Raw genomic sequence first — 24,812 nt, forward strand, 5'->3', positions numbered from 1 at the left:
CACTCAGAAGAAGGAGCTCGCTTCCGTGGCGTCCCACCGTCGACCCAAGCAACCCAGCCGTGCGCGTGTGACTGTGCTCACCACCGCGGCGGCAGCGGCCGTAGCGATCAGTGCCCAGGCCGCCAACGCAGCCCCGAGCGCGAAGCCGAGCAAGGACGAAGTCAAGTCCAAGGTCGACGAGCTCTACGAGCAGGCCGAGCAGGCCACCGAGAAGTACAACGGGGCCAAGGAGAAGCAGGAGAAGCTCCAGAAGGAGATCTCCACCATCCAGGACAACGTCGCCCGCGGCCAGCAGGATCTCAACAAGCTGCGTGACGGCCTCGGTTCGCTGGCCGCAGGCCAGTACCGCACCGGTGGCATAGACCCCTCGCTCCAGCTCTTCCTGTCCTCCGACCCGGACGACTACCTCGACAAGGCCTCCACGCTCGACCAGTTGAGCGGCCAGCAGGTCGAGGCGCTGAAGAAGATCCAGGACAAGCAGCGCGAGCTCGCCCAGGAGCGGTCCGAGGCCTCCTCGAAGCTGAAGGACCTCGCCGCCACCCGCACCGAGCTGGGCAAGAAGAAGACGGAGGTCCAGGGCAAGCTCGCCGAGGCGCAGCGGCTCCTGAACAGCCTCACCGCCCAGGAGAAGGCCGCCCTCGCCGCCGAGCAGGACCGGGCCAGCCGGGCCTCCGCCGACCGAGTGCAGCTCGGCAACGCCGCCCCCGCCTCCGGCCGGGCCGGCGCCGCGTTCGCCGCCGCCCAGTCCAAGATCGGCTCGCCCTACGTCTACGGCGCCACCGGTCCGTCCTCCTACGACTGCTCGGGTCTGACCTCGTGGGCGTACGCCCAGGCCGGTGTCAGCATCCCGCGCACCTCCGAGGCACAGGCCAACGCGGGCACCAGGATCTACTCGCAGAGCCAGCTCCAGGTCGGCGACCTGATCATCTTCTACGGCGATCTGCACCACGTCGGCCTCTACGCGGGCAACGGCCAGGTGCTGCACGCCCCGCGCACGGGCACCGTCGTGCGCTACGAGCCGATCAGCAACATGCCCTTCCAGTTCGGCGTCCGCATCTGACGCCTCTGCGGGAGAGCCCCTCTCCCACTCGCCCGAACGGGCGAATCCCGGCACCCCACGGTGACCCCGCGCCCCGCCCTGACCTGCGTCAGAGGCGGGGCGGCCGCGTTCGGTGCCCCCTCGGCGGCTTTGGTCGCGGTGTGTCCGCGCGGCTACTGTCTGGCGCGTTTCCCGCAGACCGGGCGCTCCTCGGCGCCACGGACACGGGAAGCGGTCAGTGTCCGCCAGTGGAGGGAGTACGGCTTCCCGTGGGGTCTCATCGCCGCCCAGCACCGTCCGGGTTCGACCGGGGCGCGGGCGCCGCGTTCTGCGTTCTGTCCGTCGCGGCCGCCGCTCTCGGCGCCGTACCGGCCACCTCGGCCGTCGCCGCTCCGCGCGGCGACGCCCGGTCCGAGGTCGACCGCCTCTACCAGGAGGCCGAGAAGGCGACCGAGGCCTTCGACAAGGCAGGTGAGCGAGCCGGCCTCCTGCGCACCCGGGTGCACGACCTGCAGGACCGCATCGCCCGACGGCAGCAGCGCGTCAACGACCTCAGGGAGTCGCTGGGTTCGCTGGCCGGGGCCCAGTACCGTTCCGGCTTCGACCCGTCGATCGCCCTGCTGTTCTCCCGCGACCCGGCCGACTACCTCGACAAGGCCGCCACGCTCGACCGGATCACCGACCACCAGACCGGCGAACTGAATGACCTGCGGCGGGTGCTGCGCGAACTCTCGCAGGACCGCATCGAGGCCACCGGCTCCCTCGCCGAACTGGACAGGAACCGCAAGGCGGCCGCGACCCACAAACGGACGATCGAGCGGAAGCTCGCCCGGGCCCGGCAACTCCTCTCCGCCCTGCCGGCGTCGGAGCGCGCGGACTACGACCGGTCCTCCCGGTCCGGCCGCGAGGATCTCTTCCCCGGTCTCGACGCCGGCCCGGCCGCCTCCGGCCGCGCGGCCGCCGCCTTCGCCGCCGCCCGCTCCGCCCTCGGCCGTCCCTACGTCTGGGGCGCCAACGGGCCCACGGGATTCGACTGTTCGGGCCTGATGCAGTGGTCGTACGCGCAGGCCGGAGTGCATCTGCCGCGCACCTCGCAGGAGCAGCGCAACGCGGGCCGGCGGATCCCGTTGTCCGAGGCCCGGCCCGGCGACCTGGTCGTCTACCGCTCCGACGCGGGCCATGTCGCGATGTACGCGGGCAACGGCCGGGTGATCCACGCGCCACACCCGGGAGCGCCGGTGCGCTACGACCCGGTGAACATGATGCCGATCTCGTCGGTGACCAGGGTCTGACGGCCGTCCCGGTGCCGCCGTACGATCGGGAAATGGCTGGTCGCGGGCGGGCGTCGAAATCCTCGGTGATGGCGGTGTGCCTGCTGCTGGCGTCCCTGACGGCCTGCGGCGGGCCGTCCGCGGCCGACACCGCGAGGGCCGAGGTGCAGCGGGTGCTCGACCGGCGGGCGGCGGCGGTCCTCCACCACGACCCGGCGGCGTACGCGGCCACCGGGACCCGGGACCCGTACGCGCGAGTGCGGGCCGTCCCGCTGACGGACTGGACCTACCGGCTGGAGAGCCTGCGCCGCAGCGGCGACACCGCCATCGCGCAGGCCGAACTGCGCTACCGGGTCACCGGATACGACAAGGTACCCGTCACCGCGGGCCGCACGCTGACCCTGTCCACCGGCGCCGACGGGAAGTGGTACGTCGACTCCGACCGGCCGCGGAGCAAGTCCGCCGAGCAGTTGTGGGACCAGGGCACGGTCTCGGTGGTCCACGGGCGCGGCAGCCTCGTGCTCGGCGTCGGACACGGCGAGGCGGACCTGCGCGGTTACGCCCGTCTGGCCGACCGCGCGATACCCGCGGTGTCGGACGCCTGGGGCACGGACTGGAGCCGGCACGTCGTCCTGCTGGTCCCCGGGTCCCTCGAGGGCATGGCCGGACTGCTCGGCTCGCCCGCGTCCAACTACCGCGGCATCGCCGCCGTCACCACGGGCGAGACAGGGGGCGCGGGCCGGGCGCCCGCGGACCGGATCATCGTCAATCCGGCCGCCTACGGCATGCTCGGGCCGCTCGGCAAGCAGGTCGTCCTCACCCACGAGACGACCCACGTCGCCACCCGGGCCCACACCAACGCCGCCACCCCGCTGTGGCTGTCCGAGGGCTACGCGGACTGGGTCGGCTACCGCGGCACCGGCCGCACCGCGGGCGAGGCCGCGCCCGAACTGCGGCGGGCCGTGACCGGCGGGGACGTCCCCGCCGCCCTGCCGGCCGACGGGGACTTCGGCTTCGCCGGCGATCCGGCCCGGCTCGCCCGGGCCTACGAGAGCGGCTGGACGGCCTGCCGCATGATCGCAGACCAGTGGGGCGAGCGGCGCCTGGACGGCTTCTACCGTGCCGTCGGCGCGCACGGCGTCCGCGAGGGCGCGGTCGAGAACGCCCTGCGGAAGGTCCTCGGCACCACCCTGGAACGGTTCACCGAGCGGTGGCGCGCGTACCTCCTGCGTCAGCTGGGCTGATCGAGCCGGGCGGTGGGCCGGGCGGTCCGCTCCGGCGGGCGGGTGTGGGGCGCGGCGGTGACCGTCGAGCGCCACAGGACCCGGCAGGCGGTCACCGCCGCGGCCACCAGCAGGCCGTTGCGCAGCAGCAGGAGGGTGACGCCGAGGCGGTCGCTCGCGACGACGTGCGCGAAGTACACCGGGAACTCAAGGACCGTCACCGGGGCCGCCGCCAGGACGAGGCCGGCCGGCAGCCGCATGCCGTCGTCCCGGAAGCACAGACGGACGGCGGCCAGCCCGATCAGCCACACGAGGTACTGGGGGCTGAGGACCCGGCTGGTCACCGTGAACAGCAGTACCGCCGCGAACGCCGCGTCGGCGGCCGTGTGCGGACGGAAGCGGCGGGCCCGCTGCCGCCACAGCAGCAGCCAGCCGAGGGCGGCTACGGTCAGGGCCAAGGACGCGGTGCTCACGACGTCGGTGTACGGGCCGGCGAACTCCAGCGAGCCGTAGGTGAGCAGCACCTGTCCGTGCCAGCCGAAGTGCCGGGCCATGTGCAGGACGAGCGCGGCCGGCGCCTCCACCTCCGTGCCCCGGTCGCGCTGCGCGGTCAGGAAACACAGGGCGCCGGGCATGGTGAGCGCGAACAGCGGGACGAGGGCGACCGCGGTCACCGCTGCTGCCGTCCACGCCCGGCGCCCGGCCGCGCCCCGCAGGCCCGGCAGCAGCAGGACCGGCCACACCTTCAGCAGCGCGCCGAAGCCGGCCAGCACGCCCATGGCTCGCGGGTGCCGGGCGCCCGCGAGCAGCGCGGCCACGGCCACCGCGGTCACCATCACGTCGTAGCGCGCGTACAGGACCGGACCGAGCAGGGGCGCGCCCGCCGTCCACACCCAGGCGCCGCGCAGCGGCCGGCCGGGCCGCCGGCCGGCGCACAGCAGCAGGCACAGCACCGCCAGATCGGCCAGCAGGGCCAGCACGTGGAAGGCCGCGGTGTAGCCGAGGAAGGGCAGGGCGGCGGGGGAGAGGATCGCCAGCGCGGCGGCGGGCGGGTACTGCCAGGTCACGTCGCCGACCGGGAACCCGCCCTGCCGCAGCACCTCGTACCAGCCCTGATACGTCACCGACACATCCACCGTGACGTCGTCCGGCCCCGGAAAGCCGACCACCTTGAACACGAGGAGCAGCAGCACGATCCGGCTGACACCCCAGACCACCAGCACCCCGGCGAGCCCCCGCCGGGTACCTGTCCCGTCCACTCCTCTCCTCTCCCGCGATCCCGACCGGTCCGTCCGGTTCTCTCGGCTGATGCGCTTCATGCGATTCGTGTGGTTCGTGTGGTTCGCGTCGCGGGGCACATGATCCCGCGACCGGCCGTCGCGGGGCGGGTGGCACGGCCGTGGGCCCTGGCACCGGGCTGGTTCGGTAGGGTCGGCGGTTGTGCGCAAGACCCTCATCGTGACCAACGACTTTCCGCCCCGGCCGGGCGGGATCCAGGCGTTTCTGCACAACATGGCACTGCGTCTCGACCCGGAGCGGCTGGTCGTCTACGCCTCCACCTGGAAGAGGGGCCGGGAGGGTGCCGAGGCGACGGCCGCGTTCGACGCGGAGCAGCCCTTCACCGTCGTGCGCGACCGTACGACGATGCTGCTGCCGACCCCCGGGGCGACCCGGCGCGCGGTCGGGCTGCTGCGCGAACACGGCTGCACCGCCGTGTGGTTCGGGGCGGCGGCGCCGCTCGGGCTGATGGCGCCGGCCCTCAGAAGGGCGGGCGCCGAGCGGCTGGTCGCCACCACGCACGGGCACGAGGCTGGGTGGGCGCAACTGCCGGCCGCCCGCGGACTCCTGCGCCGTATCGGGGAGTCGACGGACACGATCACCCACCTCGGCGAGTACACCCGCTCCCGGATCGCCGCCGCGCTCACCCCCGAGGCGGCCGGACGGATGGTGCGACTGCCTCCGGGCGTCGACGAGAAGACGTTCCACCCCGGCTCGGGCGGCGACGAGGTGCGGGCCAGGCTCGGGCTCACCGACCGGCCGGTGGTCGTGTGCGTCTCACGGCTGGTCAGGCGCAAGGGGCAGGACACGCTGATCCAGGCCATGCCGCGGATCCTGGCCGCCGAACCGGACGCCGTCCTGCTGATCGTCGGCGGCGGACCGTACGAGAGGGAGCTGCGCGCCCTGGCCGAGCGGACCGGGGTGTCCGGCTCCGTGCGCTTCACCGGCGCGGTGCCGTGGGCCGAGCTGCCCGCGCACTACGGCGCCGGTGACGTCTTCGCCATGCCGTGTCGCACCCGGCGCGGTGGACTCGACGTCGAGGGGCTCGGCATCGTCTACCTGGAGGCGTCCGCGACCGGACTGCCCGTCGTCGCCGGGGACTCCGGCGGCGCGCCCGACGCGGTGCTCGACGGCGAGACCGGCTGGGTCGTGCGCGGTGGCTCCCCCGAGGAGGCCGCCGACCGTGTCGTCGCGCTCCTGGGGGACCCAGCCCTGCGCCGCCGCATGGGGGAGCGGGGACGCTCCTGGATCGAGGAGAGGTGGCGCTGGGACCTGCTGGCCCGGCGGCTGGAGGAACTGCTTTAGGGGGTGCGCGCTACTTGGCGTAGAGCGCCTCGATCTCGCCCGCGAAGTCCCGCGCCACCACGTTCCGCTTGAGCTTCATCGACGGCGTCACGTGCCCCGACTCCTCCGTGAGCTGGGAGGACAGGATGCGGAACTTCCGCACCGACTCCGCCTTCGACACCGCGGCGTTGCCGTCGTCGACCGCCGCCTGGACCGCCGCGTTCAGGTCGGGGTCGTCGCGCAGCGAGGCCGCGGTGGCGTCCGCCGGCTTGCCGTGCTCGGCGCACCAGCGGCGCAGGAACTCCTCGTCGAGGGTGACCAGCGCGCCCACGAACGGCCGCCCGTCGCCCACCACCATGCACTCCGCGACCAGCGCGTGCGCCCGGATGCGGTCCTCGATCACGGCCGGGGCGACGTTCTTGCCGCCCGCGGTGACGATGATCTCCTTCTTGCGGCCGGTGATCCTGAGGTAGCCGTCCTCGTCGAGGGTGCCGATGTCACCGGTGTGGAACCAGCCGTCGGCCAGCGCCTCCCGCGTCGCACCGGGATTGTTCCAGTACTCCTTGAACAGGTGCTCGCCGTGCAGCAGCACCTCCCCGTCGTCCGCGATGCGGATCACCGAGCCGGGCAGCGGCTGGCCGACCGTGCCGATCTTCTGCCGGTCCCAGGGGTTGAAGGCGGTCGCCGCGCAGGACTCGGTCAGGCCGTAGCCCTCCAGGACCGTGAAGCCGATGCCGCGGTAGAAGTGCCCGAGGCGCTCGCCGAGCGGGGCGCCGCCGGAGATGGCGTACTCGCCGCGCCCGCCGAGCACCGCGCGCAGCTTGCCGTAGACCAGCTTGTCGAACACCTTGTGCCTGATCCGCAGACCGAGCGAGGGGCCCGAGGGGCTGTCCAGCTCCTTGCTGTAGGCGATCGCCGTCGCGGCCGCCTTGTCGAAGATCCGGCCCTTGCCGTCGGCCTGCGCCTTGGCGCGCGCCCCGTTGTAGACCTTCTCGAAGACCCGCGGGACGCCGAGGATCAGCGTGGGGCGGAACGCGGCCAGCTCGTCGGTGAGGTTCTTGATGTCCGGGACGCAGCCCAGCTTGATCGGCGCCATCATCGGGGCGACCTGGACCAGCCGGCCGAAGACGTGCGCCAGCGGCAGGAAGAGCAGCACCGAGCACTCGCCGGTGCGGAACAGCGGGCGCAGCCGCTCCACGACGTTGCCGCACTCGGCGAAGAAGGCCCGGTGGGTGAGCACACAGCCCTTGGGCCGGCCGGTGGTGCCGCTGGTGTACACGATGGTCGCCGGGTCGTCGGCCTTCGCCAGCGAGCCGCGCTCCTCCACCGCCGCGTCGCTGATGTCCCGGCCGGCCCGGCCGAGTTCCTCGACGCCCCCGGCCTCGATCTGCCAGACGTTCTTCAGCGCGGGCAGCGTCTCGCGCACCGACTCGACGGCGGCCGCGTGCTGGTCCAGCTCCACCACGCACGCGGTCGCGCCCGAGTCGCCGAGGATCCACCGCACCTGCTCCGGCGAGCTGGTCTCGTACACGGGCACGGTGATCGCGCCCGCGCTCCAGATCGCGAAGTCCAGCAGCGTCCACTCGTACCGCGTACGGGACATGAGGCCCACCCGGTCGCCGGGCTGGATGCCGGAGGCGATCAGGCCCTTGGCGGCGGCGTGCACCTCGGCGAGGAAGGCCCGTGCCGTGACGTCCTGCCAGGCGCCGTCCACCTTGCGCGCGATGACGGCGACGTCGGGATGCTGCGCGGCGTTTCTGCGGACGATGTCGGTCAGATTCCCGTCCGCAGGGACCTCGTACAGAGCCGGAAGGCTGAACTCGCGCAAGACTGCTGCTCCTCATAGGGCGCCGGCGCCATGACGTTGTTGAAATCCAGAGAGGACTGGACGGGCCGGACGTTACCCGCCGGTATGGTTCTTCGACAGGGGGACCCGGCGAGATGTTCGCTGCGTCACACGGATCGATGTTCCCCTGCGCACAGTAGTCGACCCGCCGAACGACCGGCCAGTAACGGCGTTTCCGGCCGCCACTGTTCACGTATGCCACGCCCGCCTACGCTTGATCGCCATGGCACCCGCATCGGCCCGTCACAGCAGAACGCGCATCCATGTGGTCAGCGACGTGCACGGCAACGTGCGCGATCTGGCCCGGGCCGGAGAGGGCGCCGACGCCCTGGTCTGCCTCGGCGACCTGATCCTCTACCTCGACTACGCCGACCACTCGCGCGGCATCTTCCCCGACCTGTTCGGCGTGGAGAACGCCGACCGCATCGTCGAGCTGCGCACCGCCCGCCGCTTCGCCGAGGCGCGCGAGTTCGGCGCCCGGCTGTGGGCGGGCGTCGACGGCGACCGGGCCACGGTGATGGAACAGGCGGTGCGCAAGCAGTACGCGGAACTCTTCGCCGCGTTCCCGAGCCCCACGTACGCCACCTACGGCAACGTCGACATGCCGGCCCTGTGGCAGGAGTACGCCCGCGAGGGCACCACCGTGCTCGACGGGCAGCGGGTGGAGATCGGCGGCCGTGTCTTCGGCTTCGTCGGCGGCGGCCTGCGCACCCCCATGCGCACCCCCTTCGAGATCGGCGACGAGGAGTACGCGGCGAAGATCGAGGCGGTCGGTGAGGTCGACGTCCTGTGCACGCACATCCCGCCCGAGGTGCCGGACCTCGTCTACGACACCGTCGCGCGCCGCTTCGAGCGCGGCAGCCGCGCCCTCCTTGAGGCCATCCGCCGCACCCGCCCCCGGTACGCCCTCTTCGGCCACGTCCACCAGCCGCTGGCGCGGCGGATGCGGATCGGCGCGACCGAATGCGTGAACGTGGGCCACTTCGCCGGGAGCGGCCGCCCCTGGGTGCTCGAATGGTGAGGGATCCGGCCGATCGCGCAGGTGGGGGTGGAGTCCGGCGGCCGGGCGCGCGGTAGCCTTCACGCTGCACACACATGCGCACGAGGAGCGCACCACCGGCCTCACCCGGCCGCACTACCGGCCCGCATCTGGAGGAGCCACGGCGATGGCGGAACACACCAGCTCGAGCATCACGATCGAGGCGCCACCGGCCGACGTCATGGGGGTGATCGCCGACTTCGCCCGCTACCCGGACTGGACCGGCGAGGTGAAGGAGGCCGAGGTCCTCAAAACGGACGACCAGGGCCGTGCCCAGCAGGTCCGCCTCGTCATGGACGCGGGCGCCATCAAGGACGACCAGACCCTCGGGTACACCTGGACCGGCGAGCACGAGGTCTCCTGGACCCTGGTGAAGTCCCAGATGCTGCGCTCCCTGGACGGCTCCTACGTCCTCAGGCCCGCGGGCGTGCACGCCACCGAGGTGACCTACCGCCTCACCGTGGACGTCAAGATCCCCATGCTCGGCATGATCAAGCGCAAGGCCGAGAAGGTCATCATCGACCGCGCCCTGGCAGGCCTGAAGAAGCGCGTGGAGTCCGGCGGGAAGTAGGGGCCCGCGGACGGCGGTCCACGGGCGGCCCGGGGCCAAGGGCCGGGACCGACGGCAGGGGTCCACTCAGGACGCGCGTCCCCGGGCGGCGACCGGTCCGTCGACCCGGTCGGATCCACTACCGTTCAGCATCATGCGCACCCTCCTGATCACGGGCCCGGGCGGCAGCGGCCGTACGACCGTTTCCGCCGCCACCGCACTGACCGCCGCCCGTGACGGCGTCGAGACCCTCGTGCTCAGCGGCGACCGCACGGACTCCCTCGGCGCGGCGCTCGGGGTGCCGACGGGTGCGGAGCCGGTGTCCGTCGCGCCGCGCCTGACCGCCTGGCGCCCCGACGCGGCGGCCGGCTTCCGGGCCGACCTCACCGCCTTCCAGGACCGCGCGCGCAACGTACTCGACCTCCTCGGAGCCTCCCGGCTCGACCCCGAGGAGGTCACCCCGCTGCCGGGCGCCGAGGAGCTCGCCCTGCTGCGCGCGCTGCGTGACGCGGCCCTGTCGGAGCGGTTCGAGCTGCTGGTCGTCGACCTGCCGCCGGCGCCGCAGGCGCTCGCCCTGCTCGCGCTGCCCGAGGAACTGCGCCGCTATCTGCGCCGGCTGCTCCCGCCGGAGCGGCAGGCGGCCCGCGCCCTGCGGCCGGTGCTCGGCCGGCTCGCCGGGGTCCCCATGCCGGCCGAGTGGCTGTACGAGACGGCGGCACGCTGGGACGTCGAACTGGCCGCCGTCGCCGCGGTCGTCGCCGACCGCGGCACCCGCGTACGCCTGGTCGCCGAGCCGGGACCGGCCGGCGCCGACGCCGTCCGGAACGCCGCCCTGGGCCTGGCCGTGCGGGGCCTGGCCGTGGAGTGCCTGGTCGCCGGCCGGGTCCTGCCGGAGACCGCCGCGGACTCCTGGCTGGCCGGCCCGGTCGCGCAGCAGCGCAAGACCCTCGACGAGTGGCGGGAGACGTACGCCGTCCGTCCGGCCGCCCACCTGGGCCGGGACCCGCGCGGCCTGGACGACCTCGCCTCCCTCGCCGTGCCCGGCGCAACCCCGGCGGCCGACCCGGTCGAGTGGCCCGTGACCGACCGGCTCGCCGAGGACGGCGTGCTCGTGTGGAACATCCCGCTGCCCGGTGCCATACGCGAGGAGCTCGACCTCATCCGGCTCGGTGACGAACTCGCGGTCACCGCCGGGCCGTTCCGCCGGGTCGTGCCGCTGCCCTCGGCGCTGCGCCGGTGCACCGTCGACGGGGCCGCCCTGCGCGACGGCGAGCTGCGGATCCGGTTCGCGCCGGACCCCGCGCTGTGGCCCCGCGAGAGATGAAGCGCGTACCCCCGTTCGGGTAACGTCGTAAGGACGAACCGTAGTCAGGAGCCCGCCATGAGCGAAGAGCGCCCACCGTCCGACGCCGCTCGGGACGACGCCGCTCAGGAGGAGCCCGGCGGCCGCGAGGACACCGCCCGTCCCAGCGGGGCCGGGGACCCGGGGGAGCGGCGCGCCACGGACGCCGACGCCTGGTCCACGGCCTGCGCCGAGGACCTCGCGGCGGAGCAGGCCCGCCGCCGCGCCCGGTACGGCCCGCCGCCCGGCTCGGCCGCCGAGGAGCTGCGCAAGTTCGTCGACACCGTCGCCGACAAGCTGTCCTCGATCCAGGGGCCGCTGCTCGGCGCGCTCGCCGGACCCGCGGCCGAGCAGGCGGTGCGGCAGATGGTCCAGCAGGCCAAGGCGGCCGTGGAACCGGTCGTGGAGCGCAACCCCGAGGTGTTCGAGCACCTGGCGGCGGCCGGCGGCGAACTGCTCGCCGCGTACCGCTCGGCCGTCGAGTCCCAGGAGCGCCGCTGGACGTCGTCCAGCGCGGGCGAGTGGGCGCGGGACGAACTCGACGACCCGGACAGCCCCGGCGGGCGCCGCGACCCCGGTGAGGGCACCGGCGGCGGCGAGCGCATCGACCTGGACTGACCGCCCGGACGACTCGGCCGGAGGACTTCGACCGACCGTCCGGACGACGCGAATTCCACGGCAGGGCCTCGGGTACGGTTGCGGTAGCGGGGCTCGACCGGAACTGAGGGATTCATGGGACTCACCATCGGCGTCGACATCGGCGGCACGAAGATCGCGGCCGGCGTGGTCGACGAGGAAGGCAACATCCTCTCGACCTTCAAGGTGCCGACCCCCACCACGCCCGAGGCCATCGTGGACGCCATCGCCTCGGCGGTGGAGGGGGCACGCGCGGGGCACGAGATCGTCGGCGTGGGCATCGGCGCCGCCGGATATGTCAACCGGCAGCGCTCCACGGTCTACTTCGCGCCCAACATCGACTGGCGCAACGAGCCGCTGAAGGAGAAGGTCGAGGCGCGCGTCGCCCTGCCGGTGGTCGTGGAGAACGACGCCAACGCCGCGGCCTGGGGCGAGTACAGGTTCGGCGCCGGCAAGGGCCACCGCAACGTCATCTGCATCACGCTCGGCACCGGCCTCGGCGGCGGCATCGTCATCGGCAACAAGCTGCGCCGCGGGCACTTCGGCGTGGCCGCCGAGTTCGGCCACATCCGGATGGTCCCGGACGGCCTGCTGTGCGGCTGCGGCTCGCAGGGCTGCTGGGAGCAGTACGCCTCCGGGCGCGCCCTGGTGCGGTACGCCAAGCAGCGCGCCAACGCAGCCCCCGAGAGCGCGGAGGTGCTGCTCGCCCTCGGTGACGGCACCCCCGACGGCATCGAGGGCAAGCACATCTCCGTGGCCGCCCGCCAGGGCTGTCCGGTGGCCGTCGACTCCTACCGCGAGCTGGCCCGCTGGGTGGGCGCCGGCCTGGCCGACCTGGCCTCGCTGTTCGATCCGTCCGCGTTCATCGTCGGCGGCGGGCTCTCCGACGAGGGGGAGCTGGTCCTGGAGCCGATCCGCAAGTCCTACAAGCGCTGGCTGGTCGGCGGCAACTGGCGCCCGGTCGCCGACGTCCTCGCCGCCCAGCTCGGCAACAAGGCCGGTCTGGTGGGCGCGGCGGACCTCGCCCGGGAGCCCGACCCGATCATGTAGCGCCGGGGGTCGCACCCCGGGCGCGCCCACCGTCCCCGTCCGTCCGGGACCGGTGGGCGCCGCCGTACCGCCGGCGAGCCCGGCCGCGGCGTATGTTGATCGTCATGCTGCTGCCCAACTCCCGCACGGAGCCCGATGGTTCCGCCGTCATCCGCGTCCTGAGCCACAACATCCGGTCGATGCGGGACGACACCGAGGCGCTGGCCCGGGTGATCCGCGCCTGCGCGCCCGATCTCGTCCTCGTCCAGGAGGCGCCGCGCTTCTTCCGCTGGCGCAAGAAGCTGGCCCGGCTGGCGGCGGCCGCGGACCTGGTGATCCTCACCGGGGGCGCGACGGCCGCGGGCCCGGCGATCCTCTGCTCGCTGAGGGCCACCGTGGAACGCACCGAGGACGTCCTGCTGCCGCTCACCCCCGGACTGCACCGGCGGGGTCTCGCGACGGCGGTCGTACGGTTCGGGGGCGCCCGGCTCGGCGTCGTGAGCTGCCATCTCTCGCTGAACGCGCAGGAGCGGTACGACCAGGCCGGGGTGCTCCTCGACCGGCTGGCCGGGATGGGTGTGGAGCACGCGGTGACGGGCGGCGACCTCAACGAGGGCCCGGACGGCCCGGCGTTCCGGCGGCTGGCCGACTCGCTCCAGGACGGCTGGGCCACCGCCCCCTGGGGCGCGGAGGCCACCTGGACATCCACCGGCCCGCACCGGCGTATCGACGCCCTCTTCGCGACCCGGGACGTGGAGATCCTCGGCTGCGGCGTGCCGCTGGGCCTGCCGGGAGTGACGGAGGCGGACCTGAAGGCCTCCACGGACCACCGACCGGTACTGGCCGCCCTCAGGGTCTCAGCACTAGTGCTGTGAGCAGCACCAGGGAAGTGCCGGGCCGAGTCGTGGGGACCCGGGCTCAGACCACCGCCCCGCGGCCCGGGTCGTCGTTGTCGTCGTCGTCCGTCTTCATGCGCGTCACCAGCGTCGCGAAGCCGCCCAGGAAGCCGCCTATGCCGAGCACGGCGAGCCACCACGTCATGTCCCAGCCGAACAGGACGGCCAGCAGGAGCAGGACGGGACCGCCGATCACCGCGAGCCAGGCGAACTTCGCGGTCGCGTCGGCGGACGGCAGCGGGGGCGGCTCCGGCGGGACGAAGTGTCCCTCGTCGCTCACGTCGAAGTCGTCGTCGGACGGTTCGGCGAGCGAGTAGTCGCGCGGTCCTCCACCGAGATTGCCTACACCGGGCGCGAAGGAGACCGAGCTGCCCAGCCGCCCGGCGGGGGCGGACGGGCCCTCCGCGCTCTCGCCGTCCTCGCCGGCCGCGTCGTTCCCGTCGCCCTTGGCGTCCTTGCCGGTCTTCCCGGTCTCGTCCTTCCGGTCCTTCCACGGCTTCTCGACGTCCGTCGTCGGGTCCGGCGGCAACGCCAGGTCCTCGATGGGGCGGAACGGCCTGGAGCCCGGCGGGTCCGGCGGCTCCTCGCCGTACCCGGCGACGATCGCCGCCCAGGCGGCGTCCTCGTCGAAGCCGGAGCCCTTCTTGCCGGCGGGCACACCGGGCTCGGCGCGCTGCTCGGACGGCCCGACGGGTTCGGACGGCCTGACGGGTTCGGCCGCTTCGGCGGGTTCGGACGGTCCCACTGGTCCGGCCGGTGTGACCGGGCCGGCCGGGCTGACCGGGCCGGCCGGGCTGACCGGTTCGCCCGGCTCTGCCGGCTCGCGGCCGTCGCGGTTCTCGCGGTCGGAGTCGTGCTCAGCCACCTGCGGTCGTCCCTTCCTTGCCGACACTGGGTGCGAGCCGGCCGATGAATGCGTAGCTCTCCTCGAAGATCCGGTCCGCATCGTGATCCAACGTCGCGACGTGGTAGCTGTGTTCCAGCAGGACCTCCGTGACGTCCGTGGAGGAGATCCGGCCGAGAATCCGGGCCGAGTCGACCGGCGGCACCACATGGTCCTGCGGGCTGCGCAGGAGCAGCAGCGGCTGGGTGACCTGCGGCAGCTCGCCGTCGAGCACCCGGAAGAAGTTCCTGAGCGAGTGCGCGGCGTGCAGCGGCACCCGGTCGTACCCCAGCTCGGCGGCGCCCTCCAGCGCGATGTCGCTCGCGATGCCCTTCGTGGTCCGTACGAGATGGCGGGCCACCGGCAGGGCGTACGCGGACAGGCCGTGCACCTTGTGGGCCGGGTTCACGACCGCCACGCCCGCCACCGCGTCACCGTGCCGGGCGGCCAGCCGCAGCGCCAGCGCGCCGCCCATGGACAGCCCGGCCACGAACACGCGCGCGCAGGACTCGCGCAGCACCCGCAGCTCGCGGTCCACCTCCGCGTACCAGTCCGGCCAGCCGGTGAGCTGCATGTCCTCCCAGCGGGTGCCGTGCCCGGGCAGCAGCGGCACGGAGACGGTCAGGCCGCGTTCGGCGAGGTACCGCCCCCAGGGCAGCAGTGACTGCGGGGAACCGGTGAAGCCGTGGCAGAGGAGGACACCGACCTCCCCGCCCTCGTGGCGGAACGGCTCGGCTCCGGGGAGCACCGGCACGTGGCTCTCCTGTGGTCGTCGATTGCAGGTACTTCACCGTACGCGACGGTACTGACACCGACCAGGGCCGTCGGTCCCCCGGAAGGCGGCCCGGCGGTATCGTCTGATCGACACACACAGGAAGGCACTCGGTTGTTCTACGGCACGATGAAGGTCGCCATCGGGGGGCCGCTGAAGATCGCCTTCCGGCCCTGGGTGGAAGGCCTGGAGAACATCCCGGACGAGGGTCCCGCCATTCTGGCGAGCAATCACCTGTCCTTCTCGGACTCCTTCTTCCTGCCGGTGATGCTCCACCGCAAGGTCACCTTCATCGCGAAGGCCGAGTACTTCACCACGCCCGGGGTGAAGGGCCGGCTCACGGCCGCGTTCTTCAAGGGCGTCGGCCAGCTCCCCGTGGACCGCTCAGGGTCGCGCGGCGCGGGCGAGGCGGCGATCAGGAGCGGCATAGAGGTGCTGGAGCGCGGCGAGCTGTTCGGCATCTACCCGGAGGGCACCCGCTCGCCCGACGGCCGCCTCTACCGCGGCAAGCCGGGCGGACTCGCCCGCGTGGCCCTGGCCACCGGAGCGCCCGTCATTCCGGTCGCCATGATCGACACGGAGAAGATCCAGCCGCCCGGGAAGGTCGTGCCCAAACTGATGCGCCCGGGCATACGCATCGGCAAGCCACTGGACTTCAGCCGCTACCAGGGCCTCGCGCACGACCGTTTCGTGCTGCGGGCGGTGACGGACGAGGTCATGTACGAGATCATGAAGCTCTCCGGCCAGGAGTACGTCGACATCTACGCGACCGCGGCCAAGCGGCAGATCGCGGAGGCGGCCAAGGCCGAAAGGGAAGCGGAGAAGGCGGCGGGGCGAACGGCCGGGACCGCGGCCGACAGGGTCCAGCAGGCGGCCGGCAAGGCCCAGGAGGCCGCGGGGAAGGCGGCCGGCAAGGCCCAGGAGGCGGCGAAGGCGGCGTTCGGGCGGGCCGAGAAGGCCGAGAAGGCCGAGAAGGACACGGACGAGAAGGTCGAGAAGGTCGAGAAGGTCGAGAAGGAGAAGCAGGCGGAGTAGGGCGAACCGCCGGGGTGGGGGGACATGCCGAAGCGGCAACGCGTGATGAGGATGTCGGTCGAGCAGCCGATGTGGCGCGCGCTCGCCGGATACCGGGTGCTGACCATGCTCTACGCGGTCGGTCTGTTCGCCACCGGCTACGACCGGTTTCCGCGCCCCGGAGTCGCCATCGCCTACTACTGCGTGCTGTCCGTGTGGACCGTGGCCACACTGCCCAAGGTCGCGAACGCCGCGAGCTGCACCAGGCGCTTCCTGGCCGCCGACCTCACCCTGGCGCTGACCGGCATCCTCCTCACCCCCGTCGCCGACGCCCAGGCGCGGATCGTGGACGGCGGCCCGACCCTGCCGTCGATCTGGACCGCCGGCTCCGTCCTCGCCTTCGCCCTCAAGGGCGGCTGGCGCTGGGCCGCCGTCGCCTCCACCGCGGTCGCCGCCGCCAACCTGGTCGAGCGCGGCGCCCCGACCCGCGACACCGTGCACAACGTGATCCTGGTGTGGGTCGCCTCCATCGCCATCGGCTACGTCGTCGAGGTCGCCCGCGCCTCCGAGCGCACCCTCGCCCGTGCCCTGGAGATCGAGGCGGTCACCCGGGAGCGGGAGCGTCTGGCCCGGGACATCCACGACAGCGTGCTCCAGGTGCTGGCCATGGTGCAGCGGCGCGGCGCGGTCATCGGGGGCGAGGCCGCCGAACTGGGCCGGCTGGCGGGTGAGCAGGAGGTGGCGCTGCGCACCCTGGTCTCCGGCGGGCTGGTCCCGCTCCCGAGGGCGTCGGGGGGCACGGCCGGGGACACCTTTGGGGGCGCGGTCGTCCGGACCGTCGACGAGGACGACGAGGACACGACCGGCGAGCCCGACGGGCCCGTCGACCTGCGCGCGCTGCTCGCCCCGTACGCCGGCGCCCGGGTCAGCCTCGCCGAACCGGGCGCCCCGGTGCTGCTGCGGCCCACCGCCGCCCGCGAGGTGGCCGCCGCCGTCGGGGCCGCGCTGGACAACGTCCGCCGGCACGCGGGCGAGGGCGCGCGGGCCTGGATCCTGGTCGAGGACGAGCCGGAGTCGGTGATCGTGACCGTGCGGGACGACGGTCCCGGCATCCCCCGGGGACGGCTCGCCCAGGCCGAGGGCGAGGGCCGGCTCGGGGTGGCCCTGTCGATCCGGGGCCGGCTGCGCGACATCGGCGGTACCGCCGAGCTGATCTCGGTGCCCGGCCAGGGCACCGAGGTCGAACTGAACGTGCCCAGGGACGCGGGCGCCGTGGACACCACCGGCACCGCGAACGACACCGGGCGCACGAGGGGCGCGAAGGGCGCGTCCCGGACACGGGGGAAGGCGGAGAACCGATGAGCGCGCAGCAGGGCCCGATCAGAGTGATGGTGGTCGACGACCACCCGATGTGGCGCGACGCCGTGGCCCGCGACCTGGCCGAGGCCGGCTTCGAGGTGGTCGCCACCGCGGGCGACGGCGAGCAGGCGGTGCGCCGTGCCAGGGCAGCCGCGCCCCACGTGCTCGTCCTGGACCTCAACCTGCCCGCGAAGCCAGGGGTCCAGGTCTGCAAGGAACTCGTCGGCGCCGACCCGGCGTTGCGCGTGCTGGTGCTGTCCGCGAGCGGTGAGCACGCCGATGTGCTGGAGGCCGTGAAGTCGGGCGCCACGGGCTATCTGCTGAAGTCGGCCTCCACGCAGGAGCTGCTGGACGCGGTGCGCCGCACGGCCGTCGGCGACCCGGTGTTCACCCCGGGCCTGGCGGGTCTGGTCCTCGGCGAGTACCGGCGCCTGGCCGCCGAGCCCGTGCCCGCCGCGGACGCCGGTGAGCCGAATGCGCCCCGGCTCACCGACCGCGAGACCGAGGTGCTGCGCCTGGTCGCCAAGGGCCTGAGCTACAAGCAGATCGCCGAGCGTCTGGTGATCTCCCACCGCACGGTCCAGAACCACGTCCAGAACACCCTGGGCAAGCTCCAGTTGCACAACCGGGTGGAGCTGGTGCGGTACGCCATCGAACGCGGACTCGACGGCGAGTAGGGGCGCGTCAACTCGCATACGTGCGGCCATACCCCTTTCGAGTGGTTTCTCCGTGATCAACTGCCCGACAATTCAGTGGAATTGACTCTCCACCCCATGCCGAAGTGACGTGCGTCACCATTAGCGTGACCTTCACCAGGCAACCGCGGCGAAGGGACTTTTCCATGCGGGTCGGAGTACTGACCGGAGGCGGCGACTGCCCCGGGCTCAACGCCGTCATCCGGGGCATCGTCCGCAAGGGCGTGCAGGAGTACGGCTATGACTTCGTCGGCTTCCGGGACGGCTGGCGCGGCCCCCTCGAGAACGACGCCATCCGTCTCGACATCCCCGCGGTGCGCGGCATCCTGCCCCGGGGCGGCACCATCCTCGGCTCCTCACGGACCAACCCCCTCAAGCAGGAGGACGGCATCCGGCGGATCAAGGACAACCTCGCCAAGCAGGAGGTCGAGGCGCTCGTCGCGATCGGCGGCGAGGACACCCTCGGCGTCGCCGCGCGACTGAGCGACGAGTACGGCGTGCCCTGCGTGGGCGTGCCCAAGACCATCGACAACGACCTGTCGGCCACCGACTACACCTTCGGCTTCGACACCGCGGTCGGCATCGCCACCGAGGCGATCGACCGGCTGCACACCACCGCCGAGTCCCACATGCGGGTCCTGGTCTGCGAGGTGATGGGCCGTCACGCCGGCTGGATCGCCCTGCACTCCGGCCTCGCCGGCGGCGCGAACGTCATCCTCATCCCCGAACAGCGCTTCGACGTCGACCAGGTGTGCGCCTGGATCACCTCCCGCTTCAAGGCGTCGTACGCCCCGATCGTCGTCGTCGCCGAGGGCGCCATGCCCAAGGACGGCGACATGGTCCTGAAGGACGGCTCGCGCGACTCCTTCGGACACGTACGGCTGTCCGGTGTCGGCGAGTGGCTGGCCAAGGAGATCGAGGCACGCACCGGGAAGGAGGCACGGACCACCGTCCTCGGGCACATCCAGCGCGGCGGCACGCCCAGCGCCTTCGACCGCTGGCTGGCCACCCGGTTCGGCCTGCACGCCGTCGACTGCGTCCGCGACGGCGACTTCGGCAAGATGGTCGCCCTGCGCGGCACCGACATCGTCCGAGTGCCGATCGGGGAGGCCACCGCGAAGCTGAAGACGGTCGACCCGAAGCTGTACGAGGAGGTCGGGGTCTTCTTCGGCTGACCCCGCCACGGCCTCCCCGTCCGCAGACCGCACCGGGGGCGCCGCCGACCTGACCGGCGGCGCCCCCGGTGCGCGCGTTCGCGGCTACGGCACGCGCCGCGGCTCGCCGTGGGCGCCGGCGCCGTGCGGCCGGCCGGCCAGCAGCGCGTGGACGATCGCCTGGCCGTTCAGCGTCAGCACGGACTCGGGGTGGAACTGCACCGACGCGAACCGCGCGGAGCGCAACGCGTGCACCTCACCGGACGCGCTCCGGCTCACCTCGATCCCGTGCGCCGACAGCTCGGCTTGCGCCTCGTCGTCGCAGTGCGCCACATAGCTGTTGTAGAAGCCCACGGTCTCGGCCCGGCCGAACAGGTCGATCCGGCTCTGGGCGCCCTGGTGGGGCACCGCCTTGCGGACGATCTCCAGTCCCAGCTCGGCCGCGATCAGCTCGTGCCCGAGGCAGACCCCGAGAACGCCGTGCCGGTGCGTGGCGAGGACCTCCGCGGTCAGCGCCCGCAGCAGCCGCATCTTCGGGTCGGCCGCGTCGCACGGATCGCCGGGCCCGGGGCCGAGGACGACCGGTCCCTCGTGCGCGAGCACGGCCGCGCGCAGCCCGGGCTCGTCGTAGCGCCGGACTTCGACGGTCAGCCCCGACGACCGCAGCACGTGCGCGAGCATCGCGGTGAACGTGTCCTCGCCGTCCACGACCAGGGTGTGCCCGGCGAGTCCCGGTGTGCCTCCCCCGGCCTCCGACTGCGGTGCGCCGCCCCCGCTGCGCATCCGCAGCCAGAACGGCGCGAGCAGCGCGCGCCGACCGTCCAGGGCCGCCCGCACCCGCGGGTCGTCGGCGAGCCGGGGCCCCGACCGTTCCGCGCGCGGCCGGCCGGGCCGTACGCCCAGCGCCGCCAGCACGCCCGCCGCCTTCGCGTGCGTCTCGGCGACCTCGCCCGCCGGGTCCGAACCGCGGACGAGGGTGGCGCCGACCGGTACGCGCAGCCGGCCGCGGGCGTCGATGTCGGCGGTGCGGATGAGGATGGGGGAGTCCAGGGTCTGCGCGCCGCCGCAGTCGCGGCCGAGCAGGGCGAGCGCGCCGGCGTAGTAGCCGCGCCCCCCGCTCTCGTGGCGTTCGATGACCCGGCAGGCGTTCTGCACCGGCGACCCGGTGACGGTCGCGGCGAACATGGTCTCCTTGAGCACCTCACGCACGTCAAGGGAGGACCGGCCGCGCAACTCGTACTCGGTGTGCGCCAGATGCGCCATCTCCTTCAGGCGCGGTCCGACGACCACCCCGCCCATGTCGCCGACGGTGCACATCATCTTGAGCTCCTCGTCGACGACCATCGACAGCTCCTCGATCTCCTTGCCGTCGGCGAGGAAGCCGAGCAGGTGCTCGGGCGTCGGCCCCTCGGCCGGGTAGCGGTACGTTCCGCTGATCGGGTTCATCACGACCGTCCCGCCGGACATGCGCACGTGCACCTCGGGGCTGGCGCCGACCAGCGTCCGGTCCCCGGTGTGCACGACGAACGTCCAGTACGCCCCCCTCTCGCCCTCCAGGAGCCGCCGGAACAACGCCAGCGCGTCGGCCCGCCCGAAGCCCGGGATTCGCCCCTCGTACGTCCGCCGGATCACGAAGTTCGCGCCCTCGCCCGCGCCGATCTCCTCGCGCAGCACCCGCCCGACGATCTCCGCGTACTCCTCGTCGCCGACGTCGAAGCCGCCGCTCTCGACGCGCACCCGGTGCGCGGGGAGCTGCGCCAGGGCCTCGGCGAGCGGCACCGTGCCCGACTCCTCGGGCGTCAGCACCAGCAGCGGGGTGCCGTCGTCGCGGACGTCGAAGCCGCGCTCGCGGATCTGCCGGAACGGTACGAGCGCCAGGCCCTCGTCGGGCAGGTCGGCCAGACGGTCGCGAGCGGTCACCGGGCCGAGCAGCACCTCGACCAGGTCGTGGTCGTGCCCGGGGGTACGGCGGCGCAGCAGGGCGAAGGGGCGGGGGTCGTGCAGCAGCCGTGCCAGGTCCATGGGTTCCTCTTCCGTCGATGTCGATCGATGTCGGTGAGGAACGGCCAGGACGCCACGAACGCCGAAGGCCGCCCCTCGGGCGGCCTTCGCGAAGTGTGGGATACGCGCAGTCAGCGGGCCGCCGGAGAAGCGGTCCACCACCAGTTCTGGTTCTGGGTCGAGTGCGCGAACATGCCCGGCACCCTACCGCATCGGCCCGTCGCGTGGCCCTGTCCGGCCCGCGACGGTCCCCGGCCGCCGTGTCGCCCGTACGCAGCACAGGCCGGTTTCCGGCGGCCGCGCGGGGTGGAAAGAGGGTCCGCGTCGACCGTGTGCCGAGCGTGCCCGGCGTCCGCCGCGCGCCGCCCGTGCCCGTCCGAGGAGGACGCCATTCCCGCCCCACGATCACCCCACCCGGCCCGGTTTCGTTCCCGCCTGAAACGTGCGCTGACCGCGCTGAGCGCCTGCGCGGTGCTCGCCGCCGGTGCCCCGGCCGCCGCCCGGCCGGCCGCCGACGACGCGACGAAGACCGTCAGCTACCGCGGCCACACCTTCACCGTCCCGGCCGGCTGGCCCGTCGTCGACCTCGACCAGGAGCCGACCGCCTGCGTCCGCTTCGACCGGCACGCCGTCTATCTCGGCACCCCCGGCGAGCAGCAGGACTGCCCGGCCCGGGCCGTCGGGCGCACCGAGGTCCTGTGGGTGCAGCCCGCGCCGGCGACGAAGGCCTCGGTGACCGAGGACCGCACGTCCCGCGTCTACCGGGCGACCGCCACCAACGAGGGAATCTCCGTCACCGCCCCGTACGGCGAGAACCGCGCGGAGATCCAGCGGGTACTGCGCAGCGCCGGACTTCCCGTCGCCGCCGCCGTCGCCGGGGAACACGACCAGGCACCGTCCGCGCGCGCCGTGCCCGCCGACGCGACCGCGTATCAGGGCAGGGGCTTCGACACCTGCACCGCGCCGAGCCGGACGGCCATGAACGCCTGGAGGGGCAACTCGCCCTACGGAGCCGTCGGCGTCTACATCGGCGGGGTCAACCGCGCCTGCGCCCAGGCGAAGCTGACCGCCGAGTGGGTGCAGGCGCAGTACGCGGACGGGTGGCGCTTCTTCCCGCTCTACGTCGGCCCGCAGCCCAGCTCCGGCGCCGGGAGCTGCCAGAACTCCTGCGCGTCGATCAACGATCCCGCGCCGCAGGGCAGGGAGGCCGCGGAGGACGCCGTCGCCCAGGCGACGGCGCTCGGCTTCGCCGAGGGGTCGGTGCTCTACAACGACCTGGAGCAGTACAAACCGGGCGGCGCCCTCACCGCCCGCGTGCTCGGCTACCTGGAGGCCTGGACCGAGCGGCTGCACGAACTGGGCTACCGCTCCGGCGCCTACGGCAGCGTCTCGTCCCTGGTCGCCGACCTGGTCGGCAACGCCGGCAAGGTCACCCTGCCCGACGTGATCCACTTCGCGCACTGGAACAACGAGAACACCACCGTCCACACCGCCGTTCCGGCCGGCCTGTGGGCCGGTCACCAGCGCATCCACCAGTACGCGGGCAACAGGACCGAGACGTACGGAGCGGTGACCATCAACATCGACCGCGACCAGCTCGACGTCGGCGCCGGCGTCTGAGCAACCCCGGCGAGGGACATTCGCGACCGGGCGCCGTCCGTCTCATTGGCTGAACGCAGGAGGGGACCCGAGGGGCGACCCCGTAATCTTGGTGGGGTGACCGTGAACGCTAAGACCAGCGCGAGCGCTGGCAACACCTGGCGAGACCTGCCCGCGGCGCAGCAGCCCGAGTACCCCGACCCCGAGGCTCTGCGCGCAGTGATCGCGGACCTCGAGTCGTATCCGCCGCTCGTCTTCGCGGGCGAGTGCGACCAGCTGCGCGCCCGGATGGCGGCCGTCGCCAAGGGAGAGGCGTTCCTCCTCCAGGGCGGCGACTGCGCCGAGGCGTTCGACGCGGTGTCCGCCGACCACATCCGCAACAAGCTCAAGACCCTGCTCCAGATGGGCGCCGTGCTGACGTACGCCGCCTCGGTGCCGGTGGTCAAGGTCGGACGGATCGCCGGCCAGTACTCCAAGCCGCGCTCCAAGCCGACCGAGACCCGCGACGGCGTGACCCTGCCGACCTACCGCGGCGACTCGGTCAACGGCTTCGAGTTCACCGAGGCCGCCCGCATCCCGGACCCCGAGCGCCTGAAGCGGATGTACCACACGTCCGCCTCCACGCTGAACCTGGTGCGCGCCTTCACCACCGGCGGCTACGCCGACCTGCGCCAGGTGCACGCCTGGAACCAGGACTTCGTGAAGTCCTCCCCGTCCGGCCAGCGCTACGAGCAGCTCGCGCGCGAGATCGACAACGCGCTGAACTTCATGCGGGCCTGCGGCACGGACCCGGAGGAGTTCAAGACCGTCGAGTTCTTCTCCTCGCACGAGGCGCTGCTGCTCGACTACGAGTCGGCGCTGACCCGCGTCGACTCGCGCACCGGGCAGCTGTACGACGTCTCCGGGCACATGGTCTGGATCGGCGAGCGCACCCGGCAGCTGGACCACGCGCACATCGAGTTCGCCTCGCGCATCCGCAACCCGATCGGCATCAAGCTCGGCCCGACGACCACACCCGAGGAGGCGCTGCGGTACATCGACCGCCTCGACCCCGGGCGGGAGCCGGGCCGGCTGACGTTCATCGTCCGCATGGGCGCCGACAAGATTCGTGACCGGCTCCCGGAGCTGGTGGAGAAGGTCACGGCCTCGGGCGCGGTGGTGGCCTGGGTGACCGACCCGATGCACGGCAACACCTTCGAGGCGGCCTCCGGTCACAAGACCCGCCGCTTCGACGACGTGCTCGACGAGGTCAAGGGCTTCTTCGAGGTGCACAAGGGGCTCGGCACGCACCCCGGCGGCATCCATGTGGAGCTGACCGGCGACGACGTCACCGAGTGCGTCGGCGGCGGCGACGAGATCTTCGTCGACGACCTGCACCAGCGCTACGAGACCGCCTGCGACCCGCGTCTGAACCGCAGCCAGTCCCTGGACCTGGCGTTCCTGGTCGCGGAGATGTACCGGGACCAGTGAGGCACCCGCCCGTCGCGGGCGCGAGCACGTGAAGTGGGGCGCGGATCACACGAAATCCGCGCCCCTCCCACTTTTCCGGCATTCATGCGGTGAGTAAGGTTAGGTTTGCCTCACCGAGATTCGGGACGGCACCACTGAACCGATCCCGGCGGGAGGTGAACCGCGTGTACGTGTGCAGTTGCTTCGGTATCACCGAGCAGCAGGTCAAGCAGCACGCGGACAACGGCGCCTGCACTCCGCGCAAGATCGCCTCCGTCTGCAAGGCGGGCACCGACTGCGGCGGCTGCGTGCGCCGCATCCAGGCGCTGCTCGGCCGGGGCGCCTGCCCGCGCCGGGAACTGATCGACCAGGGCGGCCCGGCGCTCGCGCCGCTCACGGGCCGCACGTCCGGCGCCGGTCCCGAGGAGCTGGGCGACGCCGCCTAGTGGGCCG

General features: G+C 73.0%; 23 protein-coding genes. 17 read left to right on the top strand and 6 right to left on the bottom strand.

What is annotated here, in order from left to right:
- Window positions 1-25: 25 nt before the first annotated feature.
- The 3 genes from ACIOWN_RS02135 (at window position 26) to ACIOWN_RS02145 (ending at window position 3,554) form a co-directional block, all read left to right on the top strand.
- Entirely contained in the window at window positions 26-1,060 is a 1,035-nt protein-coding gene (locus ACIOWN_RS02135; RefSeq protein WP_362349219.1) for an NlpC/P60 family protein, read from the top strand.
- Window positions 1,061-1,308: 248 nt separating this feature from the next.
- On the top strand, window positions 1,309-2,331 hold the full coding sequence (locus ACIOWN_RS02140; protein ID WP_362349221.1) for an NlpC/P60 family protein: 1,023 nt from the start codon (window positions 1,309-1,311) through the stop codon (window positions 2,329-2,331).
- 32 nt (window positions 2,332-2,363) lie between these two features.
- Entirely contained in the window at window positions 2,364-3,554 is a 1,191-nt protein-coding gene (locus tag ACIOWN_RS02145; protein ID WP_401979840.1) for a hypothetical protein, read from the top strand.
- Here ACIOWN_RS02145 and ACIOWN_RS02150 read toward each other — a convergent pair.
- Complete coding sequence (locus tag ACIOWN_RS02150) at window positions 3,542-4,792, bottom strand: glycosyltransferase 87 family protein (protein WP_401979843.1); 1,251 nt, start codon at window positions 4,790-4,792, stop codon at window positions 3,542-3,544. The two genes, ACIOWN_RS02145 and ACIOWN_RS02150, sit on opposite strands and share 13 nt — an antisense overlap.
- 181 nt (window positions 4,793-4,973) lie before the next feature.
- Between ACIOWN_RS02150 and ACIOWN_RS02155 the strand changes: the two genes are divergently transcribed.
- Window positions 4,974-6,116 (top strand): glycosyltransferase family 4 protein, encoded by a 1,143-nt coding sequence (locus ACIOWN_RS02155; protein WP_401979845.1) that lies wholly within the window; start codon window positions 4,974-4,976, stop codon window positions 6,114-6,116.
- 10 nt (window positions 6,117-6,126) lie between these two features.
- Here the strand turns inward: ACIOWN_RS02155 and ACIOWN_RS02160 are convergent, their stop codons facing one another.
- On the bottom strand, window positions 6,127-7,923 hold the full coding sequence (locus ACIOWN_RS02160) for an AMP-binding protein (protein WP_362349225.1): 1,797 nt from the start codon (window positions 7,921-7,923) through the stop codon (window positions 6,127-6,129).
- Between the two features lie 241 nt (window positions 7,924-8,164).
- Here ACIOWN_RS02160 and ACIOWN_RS02165 point away from each other — a divergent pair, with 241 nt between their 5' ends.
- The 6 genes from ACIOWN_RS02165 to ACIOWN_RS02190 all read left to right on the top strand — a co-directional run bounded on the left by ACIOWN_RS02165 (window position 8,165) and on the right by ACIOWN_RS02190 (window position 13,412).
- Window positions 8,165-8,962 (top strand): metallophosphoesterase, encoded by a 798-nt coding sequence (locus tag ACIOWN_RS02165; protein ID WP_362349227.1) that lies wholly within the window; start codon window positions 8,165-8,167, stop codon window positions 8,960-8,962.
- Window positions 8,963-9,107: 145 nt separating this feature from the next.
- Window positions 9,108-9,551 carry an SRPBCC family protein gene (locus tag ACIOWN_RS02170; RefSeq protein ID WP_362349229.1) on the top strand — a complete coding sequence of 148 codons (444 nt, stop codon included), beginning with the start codon at window positions 9,108-9,110 and terminating at the stop codon, window positions 9,549-9,551.
- Window positions 9,552-9,684: 133 nt separating this feature from the next.
- Window positions 9,685-10,854: an ArsA-related P-loop ATPase gene (locus tag ACIOWN_RS02175; protein WP_362349230.1), complete on the top strand. Its 1,170-nt coding sequence runs from the start codon at window positions 9,685-9,687 to the stop codon at window positions 10,852-10,854.
- 57 nt (window positions 10,855-10,911) lie between these two features.
- Entirely contained in the window at window positions 10,912-11,490 is a 579-nt protein-coding gene (locus tag ACIOWN_RS02180; RefSeq protein WP_362349232.1) for a DUF5304 domain-containing protein, read from the top strand.
- A gap of 114 nt (window positions 11,491-11,604) precedes the next feature.
- Window positions 11,605-12,558, top strand: a complete 954-nt coding sequence (locus tag ACIOWN_RS02185) for an ROK family glucokinase (RefSeq protein WP_362349233.1) — start codon at window positions 11,605-11,607, stop codon at window positions 12,556-12,558.
- Window positions 12,559-12,650: 92 nt separating this feature from the next.
- Window positions 12,651-13,412 (top strand): endonuclease/exonuclease/phosphatase family protein, encoded by a 762-nt coding sequence (locus ACIOWN_RS02190; protein ID WP_401979852.1) that lies wholly within the window; start codon window positions 12,651-12,653, stop codon window positions 13,410-13,412.
- Window positions 13,413-13,455: 43 nt separating this feature from the next.
- On the opposite strand, the gene ACIOWN_RS02195 is transcribed toward ACIOWN_RS02190, so the two are convergent.
- Together ACIOWN_RS02195 and ACIOWN_RS02200 are read right to left on the bottom strand one after the other, a co-directional pair.
- Window positions 13,456-14,298: a hypothetical protein gene (locus tag ACIOWN_RS02195; protein WP_401979854.1), complete on the bottom strand. Its 843-nt coding sequence runs from the start codon at window positions 14,296-14,298 to the stop codon at window positions 13,456-13,458.
- On the bottom strand, window positions 14,291-15,070 hold the full coding sequence (locus tag ACIOWN_RS02200; RefSeq protein WP_401979856.1) for an alpha/beta hydrolase: 780 nt from the start codon (window positions 15,068-15,070) through the stop codon (window positions 14,291-14,293). The genes ACIOWN_RS02195 and ACIOWN_RS02200 overlap by 8 nt, the downstream gene beginning before the upstream one ends.
- A 147-nt stretch (window positions 15,071-15,217) precedes the next feature.
- Here ACIOWN_RS02200 and ACIOWN_RS02205 point away from each other — a divergent pair, with 147 nt between their 5' ends.
- The 4 genes from ACIOWN_RS02205 to ACIOWN_RS02220 all read left to right on the top strand — a co-directional run bounded on the left by ACIOWN_RS02205 (window position 15,218) and on the right by ACIOWN_RS02220 (window position 19,331).
- Window positions 15,218-16,123 carry a lysophospholipid acyltransferase family protein gene (locus ACIOWN_RS02205; RefSeq protein WP_401980232.1) on the top strand — a complete coding sequence of 302 codons (906 nt, stop codon included), beginning with the start codon at window positions 15,218-15,220 and terminating at the stop codon, window positions 16,121-16,123.
- A gap of 24 nt (window positions 16,124-16,147) precedes the next feature.
- Window positions 16,148-17,464, top strand: coding sequence for a MacS family sensor histidine kinase (gene macS, locus ACIOWN_RS02210; protein WP_362349239.1), 1,317 nt, complete (start codon window positions 16,148-16,150; stop codon window positions 17,462-17,464).
- Window positions 17,461-18,138: a response regulator transcription factor gene (locus ACIOWN_RS02215; RefSeq protein ID WP_362349241.1), complete on the top strand. Its 678-nt coding sequence runs from the start codon at window positions 17,461-17,463 to the stop codon at window positions 18,136-18,138. Before macS ends, ACIOWN_RS02215 begins: the two co-directional genes overlap by 4 nt.
- A gap of 164 nt (window positions 18,139-18,302) precedes the next feature.
- Window positions 18,303-19,331: a 6-phosphofructokinase gene (locus ACIOWN_RS02220; RefSeq protein ID WP_362349243.1), complete on the top strand. Its 1,029-nt coding sequence runs from the start codon at window positions 18,303-18,305 to the stop codon at window positions 19,329-19,331.
- A gap of 84 nt (window positions 19,332-19,415) precedes the next feature.
- On the opposite strand, the gene ACIOWN_RS02225 is transcribed toward ACIOWN_RS02220, so the two are convergent.
- Window positions 19,416-21,332: an anthranilate synthase family protein gene (locus tag ACIOWN_RS02225; protein ID WP_401979860.1), complete on the bottom strand. Its 1,917-nt coding sequence runs from the start codon at window positions 21,330-21,332 to the stop codon at window positions 19,416-19,418.
- Between the two features lie 110 nt (window positions 21,333-21,442).
- Entirely contained in the window at window positions 21,443-21,703 is a 261-nt protein-coding gene (locus tag ACIOWN_RS02230; protein WP_401979862.1) for a trp operon leader peptide, read from the bottom strand.
- Between the two features lie 79 nt (window positions 21,704-21,782).
- Here ACIOWN_RS02230 and ACIOWN_RS02235 point away from each other — a divergent pair, with 79 nt between their 5' ends.
- The 3 genes from ACIOWN_RS02235 (at window position 21,783) to ACIOWN_RS02245 (ending at window position 24,805) form a co-directional block, all read left to right on the top strand.
- Window positions 21,783-22,931 (top strand): glycoside hydrolase domain-containing protein, encoded by a 1,149-nt coding sequence (locus tag ACIOWN_RS02235; RefSeq protein ID WP_401979865.1) that lies wholly within the window; start codon window positions 21,783-21,785, stop codon window positions 22,929-22,931.
- A 96-nt stretch (window positions 22,932-23,027) separates the two neighbouring features.
- Entirely contained in the window at window positions 23,028-24,380 is a 1,353-nt protein-coding gene (locus tag ACIOWN_RS02240) for a class II 3-deoxy-7-phosphoheptulonate synthase (RefSeq protein ID WP_362349250.1), read from the top strand.
- Window positions 24,381-24,544: 164 nt separating this feature from the next.
- Complete coding sequence (locus ACIOWN_RS02245; RefSeq protein WP_100572356.1) at window positions 24,545-24,805, top strand: bacterioferritin-associated ferredoxin; 261 nt, start codon at window positions 24,545-24,547, stop codon at window positions 24,803-24,805.
- Window positions 24,806-24,812: the final 7 nt, after the last annotated feature.

Origin of the sequence: Streptomyces sp. NPDC087787 (assembly GCF_044743035.1) — a bacterium.
In the GTDB taxonomy this organism is placed as follows: Bacteria; Actinomycetota; Actinomycetes; order Streptomycetales; family Streptomycetaceae; genus Streptomyces.

What these genes read in the sequence shown, in the direction of transcription:
- ACIOWN_RS02170 (WP_362349229.1), top strand. Translation starts at nt 9,108, where the DNA reads ATGGCGGAACACACCAGCTCGAGCATCACGATCGAGGCGCCACCGGCC.
- ACIOWN_RS02225 (WP_401979860.1), bottom strand. Translation starts at nt 21,332, where the DNA reads ATGGACCTGGCACGGCTGCTGCACGACCCCCGCCCCTTCGCCCTGCTG.
- ACIOWN_RS02165 (WP_362349227.1), top strand. Translation starts at nt 8,165, where the DNA reads ATGGCACCCGCATCGGCCCGTCACAGCAGAACGCGCATCCATGTGGTC.
- ACIOWN_RS02190 (WP_401979852.1), top strand. Translation starts at nt 12,651, where the DNA reads ATGTTGATCGTCATGCTGCTGCCCAACTCCCGCACGGAGCCCGATGGT.
- ACIOWN_RS02185 (WP_362349233.1), top strand. Translation starts at nt 11,605, where the DNA reads ATGGGACTCACCATCGGCGTCGACATCGGCGGCACGAAGATCGCGGCC.
- ACIOWN_RS02220 (WP_362349243.1), top strand. Translation starts at nt 18,303, where the DNA reads ATGCGGGTCGGAGTACTGACCGGAGGCGGCGACTGCCCCGGGCTCAAC.
- ACIOWN_RS02215 (WP_362349241.1), top strand. Translation starts at nt 17,461, where the DNA reads ATGAGCGCGCAGCAGGGCCCGATCAGAGTGATGGTGGTCGACGACCAC.
- macS (WP_362349239.1), top strand. Translation starts at nt 16,148, where the DNA reads ATGCCGAAGCGGCAACGCGTGATGAGGATGTCGGTCGAGCAGCCGATG.
- ACIOWN_RS02175 (WP_362349230.1), top strand. Translation starts at nt 9,685, where the DNA reads ATGCGCACCCTCCTGATCACGGGCCCGGGCGGCAGCGGCCGTACGACC.
- ACIOWN_RS02205 (WP_401980232.1), top strand. Translation starts at nt 15,218, where the DNA reads ATGAAGGTCGCCATCGGGGGGCCGCTGAAGATCGCCTTCCGGCCCTGG.
- ACIOWN_RS02145 (WP_401979840.1), top strand. Translation starts at nt 2,364, where the DNA reads ATGGCTGGTCGCGGGCGGGCGTCGAAATCCTCGGTGATGGCGGTGTGC.
- ACIOWN_RS02230 (WP_401979862.1), bottom strand. Translation starts at nt 21,703, where the DNA reads ATGGCGTCCTCCTCGGACGGGCACGGGCGGCGCGCGGCGGACGCCGGG.
- ACIOWN_RS02180 (WP_362349232.1), top strand. Translation starts at nt 10,912, where the DNA reads ATGAGCGAAGAGCGCCCACCGTCCGACGCCGCTCGGGACGACGCCGCT.